Genomic DNA, 22,431 nt, shown 5'->3' with positions numbered 1-22,431 from the left:
ACCCTAGCCACTCACCGGGTGAGAGCGGTGAAAAGGGCCTCCGCCGTCTCACTGCGGTCCAGCAGCTCGCCGACGTGCGCCTTGCTGCCGCGCAGCGGGTCGATCGTCGGGACCCGCTGCAGCGACTCCCGCCCGGGCAGGTCGAAGATCACCGAGTCCCAGGAGGCGGCGGCGACGTGCTCGGCGTACTTCTCGAGGCAGCGGCCGCGGAAGTAGGCCCGGGTGTCCTCCGGCGGGTCGTGCATGGCGTCCTCGATCGCGGCGTCGTCGAGCAGCCGCTCGATCCGGCCGCCGGCGACCAGCCGGTGGTAGAGGCCCTTCTCGGGGCGGATGTCGGAGTACTGCAGGTCGATCAGCTGCAGCTTCGCGTCGTCCCACGACAGGCCGTCGCGCTGGCGGTACTGCTCGAGCAGCTTCAGCTTCGCCACCCAGTCGAGCTCGCCGGCGCAGAGCATCGGGTCCCGCTCGAGCCGGTCGAGGACCGACTCCCACCGGGCCAGCACGTCGACCGTCTGGGCGTCCGCGTCGGCGCCGTACCGGTCTTCGACGAACTTCCGCGCGAGGTCGAGGTACTCCAGCTGCAGCTGGATGGCGGTCAGCTTCCGGCCGTCGTGCAGCGTGACGGTCTGCCGGAGCGTGGGATCGTGCGAGATCGCGCGCAGTCCGGCCACGGGGCCCTCGATGCTGAGGTCCCCGGTGATGAAGCGCTCCTCGATCATCGCGAGCACCAGGGCGGTCGTGCCGACCTTGAGGTACGTCGACACCTCGGCCAGGTTCGCGTCGCCGATGATCACGTGCAGGCGCCGGTACCGCTCCGGGTCCGCGTGCGGCTCGTCGCGGGTGTTGATGATCGGACGCTTGAGCGTCGTCTCCAGCCCGACCTCGACCTCGAAGAAGTCGGCGCGCTGGCTGACCTGGAAGCCGTGCTCGCGCCCGTCCTGCCCGATCCCGACCCGGCCGGCCCCGCAGACGACCTGCCGGCTGACGAAGAACGGCGTCAGGTGCCGCACGATGTCGCCGAACGGCGTCGAGCGCCGCATCAGGTAGTTCTCGTGGGCGCCGTACGACGCGCCCTTGTTGTCGGTGTTGTTCTTGTACAGCGCGATCGGGGCGCCGCCCGGCAGCTGGCTGGCCCGGCGCTGCGCGTCGAGCATCACCTGCTCCCCCGCCTTGTCCCACCGCACGATGTCGAGCGGGTTGGTGACCTCCGGCGTGGAGTACTCCGGGTGGGCGTGGTCGACGTACAGCCGCGCGCCGTTGGTGAGGATCACGTTCGCGAGCCCGAGGTCCTCGTCGGTCAGCTGGGTCGGGTCGGCGACCTGGCGCGACATGTCGAAGCCGCGGGCGTCGCGCAGCGGTGACTCCTCCTCGAAGTCCCAGCGCGCGCGGCGCGCCTTCACGGTCGCCGACGCGTACGCGTTGACGACCTGCGAGGAGGCGACCATCGGGTTGGCCAGCGGCTGGCCCTGCACGGCGATGCCGTACTCCACTTCGGTCCCCATCACCCGCCGCACACTCATGTTCCCGAGCGTACGCGAGCGGTCAGCGCAGTAGCCTCGACCCATGGGCATGTGGACCGATCGCGTCGTGCCGCACCTGGCCGACCGCAGCCTGTCGACGGCCCCGGTGATGCGGCTGCGGACCGCCGCCGTGGCCGGGCTGTCGGGGCGCGTGCTCGAGCTCGGGTACGGCAGCGGGCTCAACACCGACCTCTACCCGCCCGAGGTCACCGCCGTCGACGCCGTCGAGCCGTCGGACGTCGGCTGGACCATGTCCGCGGGCCGGCGCGAGCGCGCCCGGGTGCCGGTCGAGCGCGTCGGCCTGGACGGTCAGCGGCTGTCCGCCCCGGACGGCCGGTACGACGCCGTGCTGACCACGTTCACGCTCTGCACGATCCCGGACCCTGCCCTCGCCCTCGCCGAGGTGCGCCGGGTCCTGGCACCGGGCGGCACGCTGCACCTCCTCGAGCACGGACTCTCCTCCGACGAGCGCGTCGCCCGCTGGCAGCGCCGTCTCGACCCCCTGCAGCGCACGGTCGCAGGGGGCTGCCACCTCAGCAGGGACGTCCCCGCGCTGGTCGAGGCCGCCGGTCTCACCGAGGTCGCCCTGCGGGCCGAGTACCTGCCCGGTCCGGCGCTGAGCCACCCGTGGGGCTACGTCTACCGCGGCGTCTACCGCGCGGTGGAGGCCGCGTGAGCGAGGAGCGCGCGGTGGCGGCCGCGCGGGAGCTCGGCCTGGCCCACACCGTCACCCGGCACGGCCCGGTCCGCTCGCTCGAGGAGGCGGCCGCAGCGCGCGGGATCGAGCCGCACCAGCTCCTGAAGACCATGGTGGTGCGCGTGTCCGAGGGCGACCACCGCTTCGTGCTGGTGCCCGGCGACCGCGAGATCGCCTGGCCGAAGCTGCGGGCGCTGCTGGGCGTGAACCGGCTGTCGATGCCGAGCGCGGACGCGGCGTACGACGTCACCGGCTACGTGCGCGGGACGATCACGCCACTGGGCAGCAGTACGCCGCTGCCGGTGATCGCGGACGCGTCGATCGGCGGCCGGGTCAGCATCGGCGCCGGCGCGCACGGCGTCGCGTTCACCGTCGACTCCGGCGAGCTGGTCGCGGCGCTGGGTGCGACGGTCGCCGACGTCACCGAGGTGAGCGACCCCTAGCCGATCCCGGCCAGCTCCTGCCGCAGCAGGTCGAGCACACCAGCCGGCGACAGCCGGGCGACCTCGGCGCGGAGACCGGCGACCTCCTCGGCGGCCACGAGGTCGGTCAGCGGCACGAACTGCCGGCCGCTGTGCCGCGCGATCGCCGGACTGACCGCGGCCGCGCCCGGCTGCAGGTCGGCGCAGACCAGGGCCAGCGCCGCCGTGTGCCGACGGCCGGCGCGAGCCAGCAGCCCGGCGGCGTTGCGCGCGGTCGTCCACAGCTGGGTGGAGTGCCCGCTGCGCTGCCACGAGGTCAGGAGCTCGGCGTACTGGGCCGCGGCGCCCGAGACGTCCCCCGCACGTTCCCGCGCCGACGCGAGCGCGACGCCCGCGACGCCCTCGACGAAACGCGCACCGCAGCCCCGTGCGGTCGCGATCGCCTCGACGTAGAACGGGATCGACTCCTCGGGCTCGCGCGTCACCCGCAGCTCGCCCTCGACGTACGTCGCGAACGCGATCTGGGACGGGCACCGGGTGCGCTCGTCGGCGGCGTGCGCGCGGTCGAGGAGCGTCCGCGCGGTCGCCCCGTCACCGCCGTACGACGACGCGAGGGCGGCCGAGGCGAGCCAGGCGCCCGCGGTCCGGCCGCGGCTCTCGCCGGCGCGGACCCAGTGGTCGCGGGCGGCGGTGAAGTCGCCGCGGAAGTGCGCCACCGACCCGCGCACCGACCAGGCGAGGTAGGCCGCCCCGGCGTCCGGACCGACCGCGGCCATGGTCGCGTCGGCCAGGCGGGCCGCCTCGTCGAGGTCGCCGACGAGCCGCGCCGCCTCGGCGGCGGTCCCGAGCACCTCGGCGAGCCGCGGATGAGCCGCGATCGCCGGGTCCCCGGCCAGCTCCCGCGCCCAGGCCCAGAGCTCGCGGAGGTCGCGCCACGTCATCGCGTCACCGAGCGCCGTCGTCATCTGGATCCGCGCATCGTGGTCACCGCGGGCGGCGGCGAGGTCCCAGGCGGCGCGCAGGTTGTCGAGCTCGGTGCGCAGCCGACGGTCCGCGGCCACCTCGTCGGGCCCGATCGCCGCGTCGCCGAGCTCCTCGGCCAGCGCGACGCAGCGCGCGACGAAAACCTCCTGCGCGGCGTCCAGCCCACCGGTGCCGGCGAGCTCGTCGAGGAGGAACCCGCGGACCGTGTACAGCAGGCGGTACCGCCCCCACACGGGATCGGCGCTGAGGAGCGAGGCGTCCACCAGCCGGTGCAGCAGGTCGACGGGGTCGTCCGGCCCCGGCGCGATCGATTCGACGGTCGCCAGGTCGACGCCACCGGGGAACGGCGCCAGGGCGAGCAGGAGCGCCCGCTCGGCCGGTGCGAGCAGCTGGTACGACGAGTCGATCGTGGCCCGCAGGGTGCGCTGCCGCGCGTCGTCCGCGCCGGCGCGGCCGGTCGCGAGGTCGAGGGCCCGGTCGAGGCGCCGGCGTACCTCCCGGACCGGCATGACGCTCACCTGGCGGGCGGCCAGCTCGATCCCCAAGGGCAGTCCGTCGAGGCGCCGGAGCACCTCGACGACGTCTGCGGCGTCCGCCTCCTGGACGTCGAAGTCCGGGAGCCGGCGCCGGGCGTGCTCGACGAACGCCCGGACCGCCGGCTGCCGGCGCAGCGAGGCCAGGTCGCCGACGTCGCGGGGCACCGAGAACGGCTGGAGCCGCACGACGTACTCCCCCGGCACGTGGAGGGTCACCCGCGAGGTGGCGAGCACCCGGACGCCGGGCGCGGCCTGCCGTACCGTCGCCACCACGTCGCGACAGCCGTCGGCGAGGTGCTCGCAGTTGTCCAGCACCAGCAGCAGGCGCCGGTGCGCCAGCGCCGCGGCGACGTCGGCGGCGGCCACGTGGCCGCTCGTCCGGAGCCCCAGGGTCGAGGCGATCGCCTGGCAGAGCCGGTCGGCCCGGTCGACGGCCGCGAGCGCCACGACCGCGACGTCCTCCTCGCCCGACGCACTGAGCTCGGCCGCGATCTCGAGGGCGAGGCGGGTCTTGCCGACACCGCCGGGCCCGGTGACGGTGACCGTCGCGTTGTCGGCCAGCAGGCGCAGCACGTCCTCGCGCTCAAGGGTGCGCCCGACGAGCGGCCCGGTCGGGCGGGCGACCCGGTGCCGGAGCGGCCCGGCCGCGACCTGTTGCTCCAGGACGGCCAGCTCGGGGCTGGGGTCCAGCCCGGTCTCGTCGGCAAGGCGACGGCGGTAAGTCGCCGCCTCGGCCAGCGCCTCCGCGGCGCGCCCGTCGGCGGCGAGCGCCCGGACCAGCAGCTGCGCCGTCCGCTCCCGCAGCGGCGCTGCGGCTGCGGCCGCCCGGGCGTCGGCCGTCACCGAGCCGTCGCCTGCGACGAGGCGCTGCTCGAGCACGTCGTCGACGAGGCGCAACCGGAGCTCGTCCAGGGCGACAGACTCGATCTCCAGGTCGGGCACGCTGCGGAACTCCTCGAGGGCCGCACCACGCCACTGGGCCAGCGCCCCGGCCGGGTCGGAGCCGGCGAGGCCGCGGACGAAGTCGACGTCGAGCTCGCCGGGCTCCAGCCGCAACCGGTAGCCCGCCGCGACCCGTTCGAGCCGGTCGCCGTGGGGACGCAGGTGCCCGCGCAGCCGGGACACGTGGTTGTAGAGCGCCTGCTCGGCGTTCTCCGGCGGCGCGTCCTCCCACAGTGCGTCGATCAGCCGCCCGACGCCGACCGGCCGGCCGCCGGCCAGAGCCAGCAGCGCGAGCAGCACCCGGCGCTGCCGGCCCGGGACGGCGACCGGCGCGCCGTCGACCCGGAGCGCGAGCGGCCCCAGCAGGTCGACGGCGAGCATGCTCGCACTGTGCCGCAGCACGGCGTGGCCGTCACGCGGTTTGCAGAGGTACGGCGAAGCGCTCGGTCGCGACCCAGGCCCGGAACCGCTCGTGGCCGACCGCCGAGACCAGCCCGGCGGTCTGGGACTCCTGGGCGAGCAGCGCCTCGACCTTGCGGTCCAGCGCCGCTCCCGCCAGCGGCACGCTCAGGGCCAGCTCGTCCGAGGTGCAGATGCGGGGCCGGCCGAGCTCGAACACCCCGAAGTCCTCGTCGAGCGCGGGGTCGACCGCCGGCTCGACCGCGACCGGGTGCAGCAGCAGCGGTCGCAGCGACGAGAGCGTCAGCGCGCGGTCGACCCAGCCGCTGACGGCCCGGTGGTCCGGGTGGCCGGTGAACCCGTCGGGGCCGAACGTGATGACCGTGTCGGGCCGGACGTCGTCCAGAACGCAGGCCAGCCGGGCGGCGGCCTCGCCCGGGTCGACCTCCGCGCACCGGCCGTCCGGGTAGTCCAACCAGTGGTGCTCGTGCACGCCGAGCAGCGCCAGGGCCCGGTCCAGCTCGCGGGTACGCAGGGCGCCGAGCGCCACCCGCTCCCCCGGCGAGGCATCCGGGTCGGCCGCCTCGCCCCGGGTGGCGGTGACGCAGACCGTCCGGGCGCCCGAGTCCAGCCGGACCGCGGCCAGGCCGCCGACCAGGTACGTCTCGTCGTCGGGATGGGCCCACACGGTGAGCACGGTGCCGAGGTCGCTGAGTTCGATCATGGGGACAGCGTGCCCGGATCCGCTGTCATCGCCCTGTCACGTCGCGGTGACAGTCGCGCGACAGCCCGCCGCGGGAACGTCGGTGGACCACGGCGCCACCCCGGCGCCGGACCACCGAGAGGATCCCCATGACCATCCAGACCGAGATCGACCCGACCGCCGTCGAGGAGTTCTACGGCAAGGTCGCCGTCGACCAGGCCGCCGCCTACAACGCCGTGCTCGTGTACCTCGGCGACCGGCTCGGCCTGTGGCGCACCCTGGCGTCGGTCGACGCCGTCACCAGCGCGCAGCTCGCCGAGCGCTCCGGGCTCGCCGAGCGGTACCTGCGCGAGTGGCTCAGCGCCCAGGCCGCCGCCGGCTACGTGCAGTACGACGCCGCCACCGCCTCGTTCTCGCTCACCGCCGAGGCCGCCATGGTCCTGGCCGACGAGACCGGCCCGGCCTTCGCGGCAGCGACGTACGAGGTGATCGCGGCGGTGTGGGCGGCGACCGACAAGCTGGCGAACGCCTACGTGACCGGGGACGGCGTCGCCTGGCACGACCACGACCCGCGGCTCTACACCGGTGTCGACCGCTTCTACAGCGTGGCGTACCGCAACTCCCTGGTCGCCGAGTGGCTGCCGGGCGTCGACGGCCTCGTCGAGCGGCTGGAGCGCGGCATCCGGGTCGCCGACGTCGGCTGCGGCCTCGGCACCGCGACCATCCTGATGGCCGAGGCGTTCCCGCGGTCGACGTTCGTCGGCATCGACTCCCACGAGGAGTCCGTGCGCCGGGCCCGGGTCGCGGCCCAGGGCGCCGGCGTGGCCGACCGGGTGCGGTTCGAGGTCGGTGACGCGTCGGCGTACGACGGCGCCTTCGACCTCGTCTGCTTCTTCGACGCCGTCCACGACATGGGCGACCCGGTGGGCGTGCTCGCGCACGCCCGGTCCCTCCTGGCGCCCGGCGGTGTCGCCTTCGCGGTCGAGCCGTACGCCGAGGACCGGCTCGAGGACAACCTCCTCAACCCGGTCGCCCTGCCGTTCTACGCGGCGAGCTCGTGCCTGTGCGTGCCGCACAGCATCGCCGACGGCGGCGCCGCGCTCGGCGCCCAGGCCGGCCCCGCCAAGCTCACCGCGGCGTTCGTCGAGGCGGGCTTCTCCTCGGCGCGGGTCGCGGCCGCGTCGGTCGGCAACCTCGTGATCGAGGCACGGCCCTGAGTCGGGCGCAGGGTTGCGGAATGGTCACCAACCGCAGGTTGGGCACGCTCCCACGTGCGGTTGGTGACCAAACCGTGCCCCTCGAGCCCCGTGTGGGACCCGGGGTCAGAGGTACTGACCGGTGTTCGAGACCGTGTCGATGGATCGGCCCGGCTCGGTGCCCTGCTTGCCGGTGATGAGCGTGCGGATGAACACGATCCGCTCGCCCTTCTTGCCGGAGATGCGGGCCCAGTCGTCGGGGTTCGTGGTGTTCGGGAGGTCCTCGTTCTCCTTGAACTCGTCCACGCACGCCTGGAGCAGGTGCGAGACCCGCAGGCCGTGCTGGTCGTGGTCGAGGAAGTCCTTGATCGCCATCTTCTTGGCGCGGTCGACGATGTTCTGGATCATCGCGCCCGAGTTGAAGTCCTTGAAGTACAGGACCTCCTTGTCGCCGTTGGCGTAGGTGACCTCGAGGAAGCGGTTCTCCTCCGTCTCGGTGTACATCCGCTCGACCGTGGCCCGGATCATTCCGGCGACGGTCGCCTCCCGGTCACCACCGAACTCGGCGACGTCGTCGGCGTGCAGCGGCAGCGAGGTGGTGAGGTACTTGCTGAAGATGTCGCGCGCCGACTCGGCGTCCGGACGCTCGATCTTGATCTTCACGTCCAGCCGGCCGGGCCGCAGGATCGCGGGGTCGATCATGTCCTCGCGGTTGGACGCGCCGATCACGAGGACGTTCTCGAGCAGCTCGACGCCGTCGATCTCGCTCAGCAGCTGCGGGACGATGGTGTTCTCGACGTCGGAGGAGACACCGGAGCCGCGGGTGCGGAACAGGGAGTCCATCTCGTCGAAGAACACGATGACCGGCGTACCGCCGCTGGCCTTCTCGCGCGCCCGCTGGAACACAAGACGGATGTGACGCTCGGTCTCGCCGACGTACTTGTTGAGGAGCTCGGGTCCCTTGATGTTGAGGAAGTAGGACTTCCCCTCCTGGCCGGTCTTCTCGCTGACCTTCTTCGCCAGGGAGTTCGCGACCGCCTTGGCGATCAGCGTCTTGCCACAGCCGGGAGGACCGTAGAGGAGCACGCCCTTCGGGGGCTTGAGCTGGTGCTCCTTGAAGAGCTCGGGGTGGAGGTACGGCAGCTCCACGGCGTCGCGGATCTGCTCGATCTGGCCACTCAGGCCGCCGATGGACTCGTAGGCGATGTCCGGGACCTCTTCGAGGACGAGCTCCTCGACCTCGGACTTCGGGACCTTCTCGTAGACGTAGCCGGCGCGGGAGTCCAGCAGCAGCGAGTCGCCGGCACGGATCGTGTCGCCGAGCAGGGGCTCGGCGATACGGACGACGCGCTCCTCGTCGGCGTTCGCGATGACCAGGGCGCGCTCGCCGTCGGCGAGCAGCTCCTTGAACATCACGACCTCGCCGACCTGCTCGAACTCGAGCGCCGCCACGACGTTGAGGGCCTCGTTGAGCATGACCTCCTGGCCACGCTGCAGCCCGTCGACGTCGACATTGGGGCTGACGTTCACGCGGAGCTTGCGGCCACCGGTGAACACGTCGATCGACTCGTCGTCGTTGCGGGCGAGGAACGTGCCGAAGCCGGCCGGCGGCTGGGCCAGCCGGTCGACCTCCTCCTTGAGCTTGAGGATCTGGTCGCGCGCCTCGCGCAGGGTCTGCGCCAGGCGCTCGTTCTGCGACGTCAGGCCGGCCAGCGAGCGCTGGGCGTCTGCCAGCCGGAGCTCGAGACCGCGCGAACCCGGAGGCCCGTCACTCAACCGGCGGCGGAGGTCTGAGACCTCGGCCTCCAGGAGTCGGACCTGGCTCGCGAGCTCCTCGGGGCTGCGACCCCCCGAGCCGGACACGCCTTCCGATGTCGACATCAGCGCCACCTCCTGTCCGATCGACCCTACCCGCGAGACCCGGGGAGGGAAGGGCTCATTTCGCGGTGTTGATCACGATTTGGACGCACGGACCTGCACGGAATGGTCACCAACCGCATGCCGGAGCCCGGAATTCATGCGGTTGGTGACCATTCCGCACCAGGTCCGCAACCACGCAGTTGAGCTACTCGGCCACCTCGTCGACCGGGATCCCCGCCGGCCGCGGACCGGTGTAGTCGGGTCCGTAGGCGCCGGGAGCCGGCCGGCGCTTCTTGAGCGGCGGCTTCTGGCCGGGGGCCATCCGGCGTGCGGTGACCAGGAACGCGGTGTGGCCGATCATCTTGTGGCCGGGGCGGACGGCGAGACCCTCGACGTGCCAGTCGCGCACCAGGGACTCCCAGGCCTGCGGCTCGGTGAAGCCGCCGTGGACGCGGACGGTCTCTACGAACTTCGACAGCTGCGTGGTCGTCGCGACGTACGCGCAGACGATGCCACCGGGGCGCAGGGCGTCGGCCGTGGCGTCGAGGCAGTCCCAGGGCGCGAGCATGTCGAGGATGACGCGGTCGGCGCGCTCGCCGGACGCGGGCAGCGCCTCGGCGAGGTCGCCGAGGGTCAGCTGCCACGCGGGATGGGTCTCGCCCTCGGGGGCGCCGAAGAACTGGTGGACGTTCTTGCGTGCGACCTCGGCGAACTCCTCGCGGCGCTCGTACGACGACACCCGGCCGTAGGGCCCGACAGCGCGCAGCAGCGAGCAGGTGAGGGCGCCGGAGCCGACGCCCGCCTCGACGACGTGCGCGCCGGGGAAGATGTCGGCGAGCGCGACGATCTGTGCGGCGTCCTTGGGGTAGACGACCGCGGCGCCGCGCGGCATCGAGACGACGAACTCCGAGAGCAGCGGGCGGAAGCAGAGGTACTCGCCCCCGGCCGACGAGGTGACGGTGAAGCCCTCCTCGCGGCCGATCAGCTCGTCGTGCTCGATGTGTCCGCGGTTGGAGAAGAAGCGCTTGCCGGGCACCAGCTCGAAGTTGTGGCGCCGCCCCTTCTGGTCGACCAGCCGGATCCACTCGCCGGGACGGAGCGGGCCCCGGTGGACACCGGACCAGGCCTCGGCGGGGACATCGGGGGCTACCTCGGGGCTCTCAGACACCCCGGAACTCTAGTGGTCGGCCCCGCGGAACGCCCTATCCACGTCGGCCGTCGAGAGCACCCCGAGCACCGAGCCGTCGGCCTCGACGAGGAGGTACTCCGTCGCCGGCGTGCGGCTGATCGCCATCACCAGGTCGTCGCCGTGGATGTCGGCCGGCAGCCGCAGCCCCGTTTCCAGCGTCCGCGCGACCGACGACACCTGCACCCACGGCCGGCGGTCCTCCGGCATCGCCGCGAGCGCGGCCTCGTTCACGATCCCGACCGGCTCCCCCGCCGACGTCGCGGTCACGATGCTCCCGGCGCCGGCTTCCTGCGCCCGACGTACCGCCTCCGCGAGCGGCAGGTCCCCGGGTACGGCGAGCGCGGGGCGGACCAGGCGGCGGGCCACGAGGTCCGGCAGCCGGCGCCGCATCCGGGCCGACGCCATCGCCGCCGTGGAGCCCGACCAGAGGAAGGCCGCCACGATGAACGCCAGCGCGAAGTCGAGGATGTCCGGCTCGTCGTCCAGCAGCCGGCCCTGGAGCAGCGGCCACGCCATCACCGCGACGGCGGTCACCCGGCCGCCCCAGCCGGCGACGAGCGTCCCTCGGTGGGGGTCCCCGCCGACCTTCCAGACCAGCGACTTGAGGACCCGGCCGCCGTCGAGCGGCAGGCCGGGCACGAGGTTGAGGGCGCCGACGAGGAGGTTGGCGCCGGCGAGGCCGTCCACCGCCATCAGCAGCAGCCCGTCGGGGGTGAACGGCCGCACGAGCAGGGCGAGCAGGCCGACTGCGATCGACGTCAGCGGCCCGACGACGGCGATGAAGAACTCCTGGCGCGCTGTCCGCGCCTCCCCCTCGATGGCGGTCATGCCGCCGAGGAAGTGCAGCGTGATCGACGAGACCGGGAAGCCGTAGCGCCGCGCCATGATCGCGTGGGACGCCTCGTGGAGCAGCACGGAGAGGTAGAGGATCACCGCGAACGCGAAGCCGGCGAGGTACTTCCACGCACCGAGCCCCGGCTGGGCGTTCTCCACGGCCGGCGCGATGATGATCGCGATCAGGCCGGCGACGAGGAACCACGACGACGACACGAGGACGTCGCTGCCGGCGATCGTGCCGATCTTGATCGTGCCCGCGGGGCGAGGCCGGGTCGGTTGTTCGGGCACGGTTCGAGGCTAGCCGACGGCCTGCGGAACGCTGTCCGTGCGCTCGCCTAGGGTGAAGGCGTGAGCGTGCAGCAGGAGTCCCCGGCCGAGCGCCTCGGCACCCCCGTCGACGGCGTCGACGTGCTGGGCGCGCTCTCCCCGAGCCGGGCGGGCGACTTCCTCAGCTGCCCGCTGCTCTACCGCTACCGCACCATCGACCGGCTGCCCGAGCCTCCGTCCCCGGACGCCGTGCGCGGGACGGTCGTCCACAAGGTGTTGGAGGACCTCTTCGACCTACCGGCGGCCGAGCGCACTCCGGAGCGGGCCGGCGGCATGCTCGCGCCTGCGTGGGACGTGCTGGTCGAGCAGGTGCCGGAGCTCGCGGCGATGCCCGCGACCGACGAGTGGCTGGCGTCGTGCCGCGAGGTGCTGGACCGCTACTTCACGCTCGAGGACCCGAGTCGCCTCGAGCCGGCCGAGCGCGAGCTGTACGTCGAGACGCTCCTCGAGTCCAAGCTCCTGCTGCGTGGCTTCGTCGACCGCATCGACGTGGCGCCCGACGGCGCGATCCGGGTGGTGGACTACAAGACCGGCCGCTCGCCCGGCGAGATGTTCGAGGCCAAGGCGCTGTTCCAGATGAAGTTCTACGCGCTGGTGATCTGGCGCACCCGTGGGGTCGTGCCCGCGATGCTGCAGCTGGTGTACCTCGGCAACGGCGAGATCCTGCGCTACGTCCCCGACGAGCGCGACCTGCTGGCCACCGAGCGCAAGGTCGAGGCGATCTGGCGGGCGATCCGGCTCGCGGCCGACGAAGGCGACTGGCGCCCGAGCCCCGGACGCCAGTGCGACTGGTGCGCCCACCAGGCGATCTGCCCGGCCTGGGGCGGCACTCCCCCGCCGCTGCCGGAGTAGCCGCTCAGCGCACGGAATGGTCACCAACCGCAGGTGGGAAGGCTCCCAACGTGCGGTTGGTGACCATTCCGTGCCAGGTCGGGGCGGTCAGAGACCGTTGCGCTCGGCCCAGAGCGCGGCCTGGGTGCGGTCGGAGACGCCGATGCGGGCGAACGCCGACGTCAGGTGCGCCTTCACCGTGCGCTCGCTGATGTCGAGACGGCGGGCGATCTGCTTGTTCGCCAGGCCCTCGCGCACGAGCGTGAGCACCTCGGTCTCACGACTGGTGAGCTGCACCTGGCTGGACCCGGCGCGGACGCCGAGCAGCGCGCGGGCGGCCTTGGGATGGATCGGGGACTCGCCCCGGCTGACCGCGCGGATGCCCTGCAGGACGTCCTCCGGGTCGGCATCCTTGAGCAGGTAGCCGACCGCTCCGGCGTCGAGCGCGGCGATGATCCGCTCGCTGTCGGAGAACGAGGTCAGCACCAGGACGTCGACGCCGAGGTCCTCGCTCATGATCGACCGGGTCGCGGCGACGCCGTCGACCTCGGGCATCTGGAGATCCATGAGGACCACGTCGGGACGGATCCGGCGTACGACCTCGAGCGCCTCGGCGCCGTTCGCGGCGGCCCCGACCACCTCGATGTCGTCGGTGCTGCCGAGCAGCTGCTCGAGGCCGGTGCGGATCACCGCGTGATCGTCGACCAGGACCACTCGGATCGGTGTCGGGGTCATTGGGCATCCACCTCCATGCGCACGGTCGTTCCTTCTCCAGGGGCAGAACGCACCTCCAGGGTGCCGCCGCTGTCGACGACCAGGCTGCGCAGGCCGCGCAACCCGTAGCTGTGGGGGTCGGCGACCGCGGCCGGGTCGAACCCGACCCCGTCGTCGACGACCTCGAGGGTCAGCCGCCGCCCGTCCGCGTTGACGGTGACGGCCAGGGTCGAGGCTCCGGAGTGCCGGATCGCGTTGCGTACCGCCTCCTGGGCTACCCGCCACACCAATGCGGCCTTGTCGTCGGCCATCGTCTCCGCGCCCTCCACGCTGACCGACGCCTGGATGCCGGCGGTGCCGGCCGGGGCGATCAGGTCGGAGAGGGCCGCGGGCAGGCCGACGGCGTGCAGGTCCGGCGGGTGGATCTCGGCGAGCAGCGAGCGCAGCGACTTCAGGCTGGTCCGCAAGGAGGTGCCGGCGTCATCGAGCGTTTCGCGTGACTCCTCTGGCGTCGTCGGGTTGCGCGCGATCGCGCTGACGGCGAACGCCGAGCCGGCGAGGTCCTGGACCACGCTGTCATGGAGGTCGCGGGCGATCCGCCGACGTTCGGCGTCGGAGGCGTCGATGGCGGAGCGCAACAGCCGCTCACGCTCGGCAGACGCCCGGCGCAGCTGCCGGGTCAGCCCGATCAGCAGGACCGTCGCCAGCAGCATGAGCAGGCCGACCGCGGCCGCGGTGATCCAGCGGAACGACGAGAAGATCTGGGTCTGCCGGTCGGTGAGGTCGGCGACCGGGAAGTACGCCTCGAACAGCACCGGCTTCCCGGCGTCCTCCTGCTTCGCCGGGTCGGACGACTTGCCTGCGGTGGTCACGAACCGGGTGTAGATCCGGACCATCCCGCCGGTGCCCTCGGCCGCGGCGAGGTCCTCGGGCCGGCTCGGGTCGGCGATCTCGGACCCGACGCCACCCTCGGCCAGGACCTTGCGCTGCGCGTCGTCGAGCTCGAGCCGTTCGTGGCCGGCCAGGGTGTCCTGGAGCACGTCGAGCTGACTCGAGTAGATGAGCCGGCCGTCCTCCGACCACACGTTGATGCGAAACGGCCGGTCGGTGTTGAGCAATCGGTCGGAGACCTCTTGGTCGAAGCGGTCGAGCGGGCGCCCGAACCGCTCGAGGTTCTTCTCGCGCAGGTGGATGAGCTCGGCCGGGAACTCCGGCGCGACGACCGACTGCGCGAGCAGCTGGGTCGTGGCGCGCGCTTCAGCGATCGCCTCGTCCGCGGCGGCGCGGTCGGCGAGGATGTTGGTGCCGACGATGATGCCTGCTGCCGTGAGGATCCCGACGACCAGGAACACTGCTACCGGGCTACGGAGCACCTTCAACCGTCGGACCTTTCGCTCTGGTCCGGACAGGATAGGGCCTCAGTACGGGAGGGCCGCCCGGCAGACCTCGCCGGTGCGCAGGTTCTCGGCGCGGAAGACCACGTCGTCGGTGCCGTCCCAGTTGATCATGGTCCGGATCACGCGGAAGCTGAGGTCGGTCTCCTCGCTGCCCCGCGCACGGCCGTCGTCGCTGACGTAGCCGTTGTGCTTGATGCGCCAGGTCCAGACGTCGGCGTCGTCGCTCCAGACCGCCCCGGTGACGACGAGGCGGGAGCTGTTGCCGTCGGCCACGTCGACCTTGAGCTTGGCTCGGGTCGAGGTGCCCGGTCCGCAGGAGTCGCGCTCGGTCGCAGGTCCGTTGTCCTTCGCCGCCCCGCCATCACTCGCCAGAGCAGGAGCACTGGCGAGGGCCGCTGCACCCAGTACAAGACTGAGCACGATGGCGGGGCCGCGTCGGACGAACATGAGTGAATACCGCTTCCTGAGAACATCCAGGTGGAACTTGCTCCCCCTTGATGACTCAATCTTGGGCCATGGCAAGGGCGGGCCACCATTGTCCGGTGGTCCTAGTACCTCCGGTCCACACGTCCTAGTCCGTCGACCGGTCCTGCTCGGCCCAGACCGCGGCCAGGTCGATGCCGTCGAGGGTGTCGGCGAAGACCCGCCGCTCGGTCGGGATCACCGGCACGTGGTTCTCCACCACCAGGACCAGGCAGCCTGCGGCCTCCGCGGACTTCGCGCCGGTGTTGGAGTCCTCGATCGCCAGGCACTCCGCCGGGTCGAGGCCGAGCGCGGCGGCGGCGGTGAGGTACGGCTCCGGGTGCGGCTTGCCCTGCGCCACACGGTCGCCGGTGACGACGACGCGGAACGTCTCGGGTGGCAGCTGGGCAAGGATCGGCGCGACGAAACGGTCGTACGACATCGTGACCAGCGCGCACGGGATCCCTGCGTCCCGGGTGCGCTGGACGAGATCGACGGCCCCGGGTCGCCACGGCACGTTCTCCGCCACCTTCTGGACGACGCCGTCGAGCAGGGCCTGGACGATCTCGTCGACCTCCAGGTCGATCCCCATGTGCTCGCGGATGTACGCCGCCGACACGGTGAGCTCGTTGCCGACTAGGTTCAGCGCGTGCGCCTCGCTCCAGGTGCCGCCGTACCGCTCCGCGAGCTCGAACTCCGTGGCGATCCAGTACGGCTCGGTGTCGACGAGCGTGCCGTCCATGTCCCAGAGGACGGCCTTCGGCAGGCCCTCGGACGGCTCAGTCATCGGGGTCGTAGCCGAGGTTGGGTGAGAGCCAGCGCTCGGCCTCGGCGAGGCTCCAGCCCTTGCGCTCGGCGTAGTCGGCGACCTGGTCGCGGCCGAGCCGGCCGACGACGAAGTACTGGGACTGCGGGTGGGAGAAGTACCAGCCCGACACCGCGGCGCCGGGCCACATCGCCATGCTCTCGGTGAGCTCGATGCCCGTCGAGCCCTGGACGTCGAGCAGCTCCCACAGGGTGAGCTTCTCGGTGTGCTCGGGACAGGCCGGGTAGCCGGGGGCGGGCCGGATGCCGCGGTACTTCTCCGCGATCAGTGCGTCGTTGTCGAGCTCCTCGTCGGGCTGGTAGCCCCAGAACTCGGTGCGGACCCGCTGGTGGAGCCGCTCGGCGAACGCCTCCGCGAGCCGGTCGGCCAGGGCCTCGAGCATGATCGCCGAGTAGTCGTCGTGCTCCGCCTTGAACGCCAGGATGCGGTCCTCGGCGCCCAGTCCGGCGGTCACGGCGAAGGCGCCGACGTGGTCCGCGAGCCCGCTGTCGCGGGGCGCCACGTAGTCGGCCAGGGACCGGTTGGGCACGCCGTCGCGGTGCTCCCCCTGCTGGCGCAGGTGGCGGAGCGTCGTGAGCACCTCGGTGCGCGCGTCGTCGGCGTACACCTCGATGTCGTCACCGACGGCGTTGGCCGGGAAGAAGCCGAAGACCGCGTTCGCGGTCAGCCACTTCTCCTCGATGATCCGGTCCAGCATCCGCTGCGCGTCGTCGAACAACGGGCGCGCGGCCTCGCTGGTGGCCGGGTTGTTGAGGATGTCGGGGAACTTGCCCTTCATCTCCCAGGCGTTGAAGAACGGCTGCCAGTCGATGTAGTCGCGCAGCTCTGCCAGGTCGTAGCCGGACAGGACGTGGGTGCCGGGAGTTTTCGGCGCCGGCGGGACGTAGCCGTCCCACTCGACGGTCGTCCGGTTCGCACGCGCCTGCTCGTACGACAGCATCGGCCGGTCGTGCTTGGCGGCGTGCCGCTCGCGCAGCGAGTCGTAGTCGGCCTTGACCTCGGCGAGCAGCTTCGGCCGCTGCGCGTCGTTCAGGAGGGTCGCCAGGACCGGGACGGACCGCGAGGCGTCCTTGACCCACACCACCGGGGCGTCGTACTTGCCGTCGACCTTCACCGCGGTGTGCGCCCGCGAGGTGGTGGCCCCGCCGATGAGCAGCGGGATCTCGAAGCCCTGGCGCTGCATCTCGGAGGCGACGTTCACCATCTCGTCGAGCGACGGGGTGATCAGCCCGGACAGGCCGATGGCGTCTGCTCCGATCTCGGCGGCGGTGTCCAGGATCTTCTGCGCCGGCACCATCACGCCGAGGTCGATCACCTCGAAGTTGTTGCACTGCAGCACCACGCCGACGATGTTCTTGCCGATGTCGTGGACGTCGCCCTTGACGGTCGCCATCACGATCGTGCCGTTGGTGTCCTTGGCGGTGGCGTACTCGGGGTTGTCGACCTTCTCCTGCTCGATGAACGGGATCAGGTAGGCGACCGCCTTCTTCATCACCCGCGCGGACTTCACGACCTGGGGCAGGAACATCTTGCCGGCGCCGAACAGGTCGCCGACGACGTTCATGCCGTCCATCAGCGGTCCCTCGATCACCTCGATCGGGCGGCCACCGCGGCCGGCGATCTCCCGGCGCAGCTCCTCGGTGTCGGCCTCGACGTGCGCGTCGATGCCCTTGACTAGGGCGTGCGTGATCCGCTCGCCGACGGGCAGCGAGCGCCACTCCTCCGCCTCGGCCTCGACGACCTCGCCGGCCCGGTTGTGCTCCTCGGCGATCTCGAGCAGCCGTTCGGCCGCGTCGGGGCGCCGGTTGAGGACGACGTCCTCGATCCGCTCGCGCAGCTCCGGCTCGACCTCGGTGTACGGGATCAGGGCGCCGGCGTTGACGATGCCCATGTCGAGCCCGGCCTCGATGGCGTGGAACAGGAACACCGCGTGGATCGCCTCGCGGACCGGGTTGTTGCCGCGGAACGAGAAGCTCACGTTCGAGATGCCTCCGGACACCTTGGCGCCCGGGAGGTTCTGCTTGATCCAGCGGGTCGCCTCGATGAAGTCGCGTCCGTACGACGCGTGCTCCTCGATGCCGGTCGCGACGGCGAACACGTTCGGGTCGAAGATGATGTCCTCGGGCGGGAACCCGACCTCGTCGACGAGGATCCGGTAGGCCCGCTCGCAGATCGCGATCCGGCGCTCCAGGTTGTCGGCCTGGCCGTCCTCGTCGAACGCCATCACGACCGCGGCCGCGCCGTACTTGCGACACAGGCGCGCCTGCTCGCGGAACTTCTCCTCGCCCTCCTTCATGGAGATCGAGTTGACGATCGGCTTGCCCTGGACGTTCTTCAGGCCGGCCTCGATGACCTCCCACTTCGAGGAGTCGACCATCACCGGGACGCGGGAGATGTCAGGCTCGCTGGCGACCAGCTTCAGGAACCGGTCCATCGCCGCGACGCCGTCGATCATGCCCTCGTCCATGTTGACGTCGATGACCTGCGCGCCGTTCTCGACCTGCTGGGCGGCGACCGTGAGCGCCGTGTCGTAGTCGCCGGCCTTGATGAGGTTGCGGAACCGTGCGGACCCGGTGATGTTGGTGCGCTCGCCGACGTTCACGAACAGGCTGTCCTCGTCGACCGTGAACGGCTCCAGCCCCGACAGCCGCATCGCGTCCCGGACCTCGGGGACCGCGCGCCGCTCGGCGCCCTCGACGGCCCGCCCGATGGCGGCGATGTGGTCGGGCGTGGTGCCGCAGCAGCCGCCGACGAGGTTCACGAAGCCGCTCTGCGCGAACTCGGCGATGATCGCCGCGGTCTCCTCCGGGGCCTCGTCGTACTCGCCGAACGCGTTGGGGAGGCCGGCGTTCGGGTAGCAGGACACGAACGTGTCGGCGATGCGCGAGAGCTCGGCGATGTACGGCCGCATCTCCTTGGCGCCGAGCGCGCAGTTCAGGCCGACGAGCAGCGGGCGGACGTGCCGCACGGAGTCCCAGAACGCCTCGGTGACCTGGCCCGACAGGGTGCGCCCGGAGGCGTCGGTGATCGTGCCGGAGACGATCACCGGCCAGCGGCGGCCGTACTCCTCGAACAGCGTCTCGACGGCGAAGATCGCGGCCTTGGCGTTGAGGGTGTCGAAGATCGTCTCGATGAACAGCAGGTCTGCGCCGCCGTCCACGAGGCCGCGGGCCGCCTCGAGGTACGCCGCGACCAGCTGGTCGTACGACACGTTGCGGGCGGCCGGGTCGTTGACGTCCGGGGAGATGGACGCGGTCCGCGTGGTCGGACCGAGCGCGCCGCCGACGTACCGCGGCCGCTCGGGAGTGCTGGCCCGGTCGGCCTCCCGGCGCGCGAGCCGGGCGGCCTCGTAGTTGAGCTCGTAGGCGAGGTCCTGCATGCCGTAGTCGGCCAGCGAGATCGCGTTCGCGTTGAACGTGTTCGTCTCGATGATGTCGGCGCCGGCCTCGAGGTACTCGCGGTGGATGCCGGCGATGATCTCCGGCTGGGTCAGCGTGAGCAGGTCGTTGTTGCCGACGAGGTCGCTCGGCCAGTCCGCGAACCGCTCACCGCGGTAGCCGGCCTCGTCGGGCCGGTCGCGCTGGATCGCGGTGCCCATCGCGCCGTCGAGCACCATGATCCGCTCCTCCAGGGAACGGGTCAGCTCGTCGGTGAGGTCGGGGCGCAGATCGGGCGAGGGGGACACACGACTCCTCTCGGGTCACCCCGGGTGGGCGACCTGTCCAGCGTAAGAACTGCGTCCAATTGCTGGACCGGTTTCCCAGATCGTGACACCGAGCGTCCCACGGGGAGAAATCCCAGCGCCGGACTAGGCTGAGGGAGTGATCGAGCTGGAGGACGTCCCTGACCTGGTGGAGCCCGTCGTCATCGCCGCGTTCGAGGGTTGGAACGACGCCGCGGACGCCGCCAGCTCGGTGGTCGACCACCTGATCCGGGTCTGGGGCGCGCGGGTCGTCGGCGCGGTCGATCCCGAGGACTTCTACGACTTCCAGGTGAACCGCCCGATGGTCGGCACCGACGACAACGGCCACCGCCGGATCACCTGGCCGAGCACCCAGATCGCGATCGCCTCTCCCCCCGACCTCGACCGCGACGTCATCCTCGTGCGCGGCATCGAGCCGAACATGCGCTGGCGGCAGTTCTGCGCCGAGCTGCTCGCGGCCTGCGACGACCTCGGCGGTGAGCTGGTGATCACTCTCGGCGCGCTGCTCGCCGACACCCCTCACACGCGCCCGATCCCGGTGACCGGGACCGCCACCGAGCCCGAGCTCGTGGACCGGCTCAAGCTCGAGCTGTCGACGTACGAAGGCCCCACCGGCATCGTCGGCGTCTTCCAGGACGCGTGCTCGCTGCTCGACATCCCCGCGGTGTCGTACTGGGCCGCGGTCCCCCACTACGTCGCGCAGCCGCCGTGCCCGAAGGCGACCCTGGCGCTGATCGGCCAGCTCGAGGACCTGCTGCAGACCAGCATCCCGCTCGGCGACCTGCCCGAGGACGCCCGCGCCTGGGAGCGCGGCGTCGACGAGCTCGCCGAGGAGGACGAGGACGTCGCCGACTACGTCCGCGCGCTCGAGGAGACCCGCGACACCACCGACCTGCCCGAGGCGTCGGGTGAGGCGATCGCGCGGGAGTTCGAGCGGTACCTCAAGCGCCGCCAGGAGGACGGCTGACCGGTCGCTCGGTCGGGTCGTCGGTCGGTTGATGACCGCGCGGAATGGTCACCAACCGCACGATGTGGGGGCCAGAACGTGCGGTTGGTGACCATTCCGCGCGCCGAGCGCAACCGGATGGTTGAGCGCGTCAGTGCGCGATCCACACCTTCAGCACCACGATCACGAGCCCGACGAAGGCGACGCCGATCCCCCACCAGTGGGCCCGGGCGGAGGGCAGCTCGCCGTTCAGGTGCGCGACCAGCGCGCCCATGCTCGCGAGCCTGAGCAGCACGACACCGGCGGCGAGCAGCGTCCACAGTGCGGTGCCCTCGGTGTCGAAGAGCGGCGGGATCAGGAAGATCAGCGTCGGCACGGAGCCCGACGAGATGATCGGGAGCGCGTCGCGCAGCTCGTCCTGGTCGCTCTCGTGCTCCCCGGCGCCGTGACCCACCTGCTCGGCGACGAAGTGCGCGAAGACGTGCGCGATGTACGTCGTGACCGTGGTCGCCGCGACCGCGAGGGCGGCGAAGCCGGTCTCGACCATGTGCGGCGTGCAGGTCGCGATCGCGGTCAGCACCAGGATGTTGCCGTACACGTACGCCGAGATCCGGGTGCGGATCCGGACCGTGGACAGCCCGACAGCCGCCTCGTCCACCCTCCGCGGATGTCCGCGCATCGGCTAGAGCGCGAGCCCGAGGGCGGCGTCGAGGACGGCCATCATCGTGACGGCTGCGTCCGGGTCGCTGGTGTCGGCGAGGCCGTCGGTGCCGAGCGTCGCGTCCACCCATGCGTCCACCGCGGCGACCGCGGTCGGGGCGTCGAGGTCGGCGGCCAGGGCGGCGAGGACGGCCTCGGCGACCGGGAGCGCGGGGGCCCCGGCTCCGACCGCGAGTGCACGGCGCCACCGGTCGACATCGTCGACGGCGGCCCACAGCTCCGCGTCCGTCCACTCCCAGTCGGCCCGGTAGTGGTGGCGCAGCAGCGCGAGCCGGATGGCCATCGGGTCGACGTCGCTGTTGCGCAGCGCGGACACGAAGACCAGGTTGCCGCGTGACTTCGACATCTTCTCGCCGTCGTACCCGACCATCCCGCCGTGGCTGTAGACCTTCGCGAACGGCGTGCCCGGCTCGGCGACCTGGGCGTGGCCGGCGCACATCTCGTGGTGCGGGAACACCAGGTCGCTCCCGCCGCCCTGCACGTCGAAGGCGCCGCCGAGGTGGTGCATGGCGATCGCCGCGCACTCGATGTGCCAGCCCGGGCGGCCCTCGCCCCAGGGGCTCTCCCACGACGGCTCGCCCTCACGCCGGCCGCGCCACACGACACAGTCCAGGGGGTCCTTCTTGCCGGCACGGTCCGGGTCGCCGCCGCGCTCCGGGAAGATCTCGAGCATCTGCTCGCGGTTCCACCCCGACTCGGCGCCGAACGCCGGGTCCGCGGTCACGGAGAAGTACAGGTCGTCCTCGACCCGGTAGACCGACCCCGCGGCCTCGAGCCGCTGGATCAGCTCGATCACCAGCGGGATCGACTCGACCGCGCCGACGTAGTGCGCCGGCGGGAGCACCCGCAGCGCGGTCATGTCCTGGCGGAACAGCTCGGTCTCGCGCTCGGCGAGCTCCACCCAGTCGACGTGGACCTTCTCTGCGCGCTCCAGCAGCGGGTCGTCGACGTCGGTCACGTTCTGCACGTAGGTGACGTCGTGGCCGGCGTTGCGCCAGGCGCGGTTCAACAGGTCGAAGGCGACGTACGTCGCGGCGTGCCCCAGGTGGGTCGCGTCGTACGGCGTGATCCCGCAGACGTAGAGCCGCGCCGGCCCGTCCGGTGCGGTCGTGACCGGACCACCGGAGGGAGTGTCGTGCAGCACCACGGCGGGCCCGGTGACGGGAAGGGTCGGGATCTCCGGGGAGGGCCAGGCTCGCATGGTCGAGAGCCTAGTGGGC

The 22,431-nt window shown here is 72.0% G+C and carries 18 protein-coding genes; 5 read left to right on the top strand and 13 right to left on the bottom strand.

All coding sequences use genetic code 11. The features are described from left to right. Window positions 1-11: 11 nt before the first annotated feature. A complete protein-coding gene (gene dop / locus ABD875_RS02785) occupies window positions 12-1,520 on the bottom strand; it encodes a depupylase/deamidase Dop (protein WP_345170965.1) in 1,509 nt (502 codons plus the stop codon). A 43-nt stretch (window positions 1,521-1,563) separates the two neighbouring features. On the opposite strand from dop, the gene ABD875_RS02780 reads away from it, so the two are divergent. After that, window positions 1,564-2,196: a class I SAM-dependent methyltransferase gene (locus ABD875_RS02780; protein ID WP_345170964.1), complete on the top strand. Its 633-nt coding sequence runs from the start codon at window positions 1,564-1,566 to the stop codon at window positions 2,194-2,196. Beyond that, window positions 2,193-2,660, top strand: a complete 468-nt coding sequence (locus ABD875_RS02775; RefSeq protein WP_345170962.1) for an aminoacyl-tRNA deacylase — start codon at window positions 2,193-2,195, stop codon at window positions 2,658-2,660. Before ABD875_RS02780 ends, ABD875_RS02775 begins: the two co-directional genes overlap by 4 nt. Here the strand turns inward: ABD875_RS02775 and ABD875_RS02770 are convergent. Both ABD875_RS02770 and ABD875_RS02765 read right to left on the bottom strand, forming a co-directional pair. Further along, the gene (locus tag ABD875_RS02770; RefSeq protein WP_345170960.1) at window positions 2,657-5,482 is read right to left on the bottom strand and encodes an ATP-binding protein; all 2,826 of its coding nucleotides are present in this window, start codon (window positions 5,480-5,482) and stop codon (window positions 2,657-2,659) included. The two genes, ABD875_RS02775 and ABD875_RS02770, sit on opposite strands and share 4 nt — an antisense overlap. A gap of 31 nt (window positions 5,483-5,513) precedes the next feature. Continuing rightward, on the bottom strand, window positions 5,514-6,224 hold the full coding sequence (locus ABD875_RS02765; protein WP_345170958.1) for a PIG-L deacetylase family protein: 711 nt from the start codon (window positions 6,222-6,224) through the stop codon (window positions 5,514-5,516). A 128-nt stretch (window positions 6,225-6,352) separates the two neighbouring features. Between ABD875_RS02765 and ABD875_RS02760 the strand changes: the two genes are divergently transcribed. Continuing rightward, window positions 6,353-7,420, top strand: coding sequence for a class I SAM-dependent methyltransferase (locus tag ABD875_RS02760; protein ID WP_345170956.1), 1,068 nt, complete (start codon window positions 6,353-6,355; stop codon window positions 7,418-7,420). A 105-nt stretch (window positions 7,421-7,525) separates the two neighbouring features. Here the strand turns inward: ABD875_RS02760 and arc are convergent, their stop codons facing one another. The 3 genes from arc to ABD875_RS02745 all read right to left on the bottom strand — a co-directional run bounded on the left by arc (window position 7,526) and on the right by ABD875_RS02745 (window position 11,573). After that, on the bottom strand, window positions 7,526-9,280 hold the full coding sequence (gene arc, locus ABD875_RS02755; protein WP_345170954.1) for a proteasome ATPase: 1,755 nt from the start codon (window positions 9,278-9,280) through the stop codon (window positions 7,526-7,528). A 184-nt stretch (window positions 9,281-9,464) separates the two neighbouring features. After that, a complete protein-coding gene (locus ABD875_RS02750; protein WP_345170952.1) occupies window positions 9,465-10,427 on the bottom strand; it encodes a tRNA (adenine-N1)-methyltransferase in 963 nt (320 codons plus the stop codon). A 9-nt stretch (window positions 10,428-10,436) separates the two neighbouring features. Beyond that, entirely contained in the window at window positions 10,437-11,573 is a 1,137-nt protein-coding gene (locus ABD875_RS02745) for a site-2 protease family protein (RefSeq protein WP_345170950.1), read from the bottom strand. 60 nt (window positions 11,574-11,633) lie between these two features. Between ABD875_RS02745 and ABD875_RS02740 the strand changes: the two genes are divergently transcribed. Next, a complete protein-coding gene (locus ABD875_RS02740; protein WP_345170948.1) occupies window positions 11,634-12,464 on the top strand; it encodes a RecB family exonuclease in 831 nt (276 codons plus the stop codon). Window positions 12,465-12,551: 87 nt separating this feature from the next. On the opposite strand, the gene ABD875_RS02735 is transcribed toward ABD875_RS02740, so the two are convergent. The 5 genes from ABD875_RS02735 to metH all read right to left on the bottom strand — a co-directional run bounded on the left by ABD875_RS02735 (window position 12,552) and on the right by metH (window position 19,527). Next, a complete protein-coding gene (locus tag ABD875_RS02735; protein ID WP_345170946.1) occupies window positions 12,552-13,178 on the bottom strand; it encodes a response regulator in 627 nt (208 codons plus the stop codon). Continuing rightward, window positions 13,175-14,530 carry a sensor histidine kinase gene (locus ABD875_RS02730; protein WP_345172658.1) on the bottom strand — a complete coding sequence of 452 codons (1,356 nt, stop codon included), beginning with the start codon at window positions 14,528-14,530 and terminating at the stop codon, window positions 13,175-13,177. Before ABD875_RS02730 ends, ABD875_RS02735 begins: the two co-directional genes overlap by 4 nt. A gap of 45 nt (window positions 14,531-14,575) precedes the next feature. Continuing rightward, complete coding sequence (locus ABD875_RS02725; RefSeq protein WP_345170944.1) at window positions 14,576-15,001, bottom strand: hypothetical protein; 426 nt, start codon at window positions 14,999-15,001, stop codon at window positions 14,576-14,578. 124 nt (window positions 15,002-15,125) lie between these two features. Next, complete coding sequence (locus ABD875_RS02720; RefSeq protein WP_345170942.1) at window positions 15,126-15,803, bottom strand: HAD family hydrolase; 678 nt, start codon at window positions 15,801-15,803, stop codon at window positions 15,126-15,128. Next, complete coding sequence (gene metH / locus ABD875_RS02715) at window positions 15,796-19,527, bottom strand: methionine synthase (RefSeq protein ID WP_425576164.1); 3,732 nt, start codon at window positions 19,525-19,527, stop codon at window positions 15,796-15,798. Before metH ends, ABD875_RS02720 begins: the two co-directional genes overlap by 8 nt. A 136-nt stretch (window positions 19,528-19,663) precedes the next feature. Here metH and ABD875_RS02710 point away from each other — a divergent pair, with 136 nt between their 5' ends. After that, window positions 19,664-20,512 carry a PAC2 family protein gene (locus ABD875_RS02710; RefSeq protein WP_345170940.1) on the top strand — a complete coding sequence of 283 codons (849 nt, stop codon included), beginning with the start codon at window positions 19,664-19,666 and terminating at the stop codon, window positions 20,510-20,512. A gap of 130 nt (window positions 20,513-20,642) precedes the next feature. Here ABD875_RS02710 and ABD875_RS02705 read toward each other — a convergent pair whose 3' ends face one another. Both ABD875_RS02705 and mshC read right to left on the bottom strand, forming a co-directional pair. After that, complete coding sequence (locus ABD875_RS02705) at window positions 20,643-21,149, bottom strand: hypothetical protein (protein WP_345170938.1); 507 nt, start codon at window positions 21,147-21,149, stop codon at window positions 20,643-20,645. 24 nt (window positions 21,150-21,173) lie between these two features. Continuing rightward, window positions 21,174-22,412, bottom strand: coding sequence for a cysteine--1-D-myo-inosityl 2-amino-2-deoxy-alpha-D-glucopyranoside ligase (gene mshC / locus ABD875_RS02700; RefSeq protein ID WP_345170936.1), 1,239 nt, complete (start codon window positions 22,410-22,412; stop codon window positions 21,174-21,176). Window positions 22,413-22,431 lie beyond the last annotated feature (19 nt).

Origin of the sequence: Nocardioides caricicola (assembly GCF_039541135.1) — a bacterium.
Taxonomy (GTDB): Bacteria; Actinomycetota; Actinomycetes; order Propionibacteriales; family Nocardioidaceae; genus Nocardioides; species Nocardioides caricicola.
This window is presented reverse-complemented; position numbering and strand designations above follow the sequence as displayed.

Excerpts from the sequence above, each read along its gene's own strand:
- dop (WP_345170965.1), bottom strand. The coding sequence starts at position 1,520 with ATGAGTGTGCGGCGGGTGATGGGGACCGAAGTGGAGTACGGCATCGCC.
- ABD875_RS02780 (WP_345170964.1), top strand. The coding sequence starts at position 1,564 with ATGGGCATGTGGACCGATCGCGTCGTGCCGCACCTGGCCGACCGCAGC.
- ABD875_RS02770 (WP_345170960.1), bottom strand. The coding sequence starts at position 5,482 with ATGCTCGCCGTCGACCTGCTGGGGCCGCTCGCGCTCCGGGTCGACGGC.
- ABD875_RS02765 (WP_345170958.1), bottom strand. The coding sequence starts at position 6,224 with ATGATCGAACTCAGCGACCTCGGCACCGTGCTCACCGTGTGGGCCCAT.
- ABD875_RS02760 (WP_345170956.1), top strand. The coding sequence starts at position 6,353 with ATGACCATCCAGACCGAGATCGACCCGACCGCCGTCGAGGAGTTCTAC.
- arc (WP_345170954.1), bottom strand. The coding sequence starts at position 9,280 with ATGTCGACATCGGAAGGCGTGTCCGGCTCGGGGGGTCGCAGCCCCGAG.
- ABD875_RS02735 (WP_345170946.1), bottom strand. The coding sequence starts at position 13,178 with ATGACCCCGACACCGATCCGAGTGGTCCTGGTCGACGATCACGCGGTG.
- ABD875_RS02725 (WP_345170944.1), bottom strand. The coding sequence starts at position 15,001 with ATGTTCGTCCGACGCGGCCCCGCCATCGTGCTCAGTCTTGTACTGGGT.
- ABD875_RS02720 (WP_345170942.1), bottom strand. The coding sequence starts at position 15,803 with ATGACTGAGCCGTCCGAGGGCCTGCCGAAGGCCGTCCTCTGGGACATG.
- mshC (WP_345170936.1), bottom strand. The coding sequence starts at position 22,412 with ATGCGAGCCTGGCCCTCCCCGGAGATCCCGACCCTTCCCGTCACCGGG.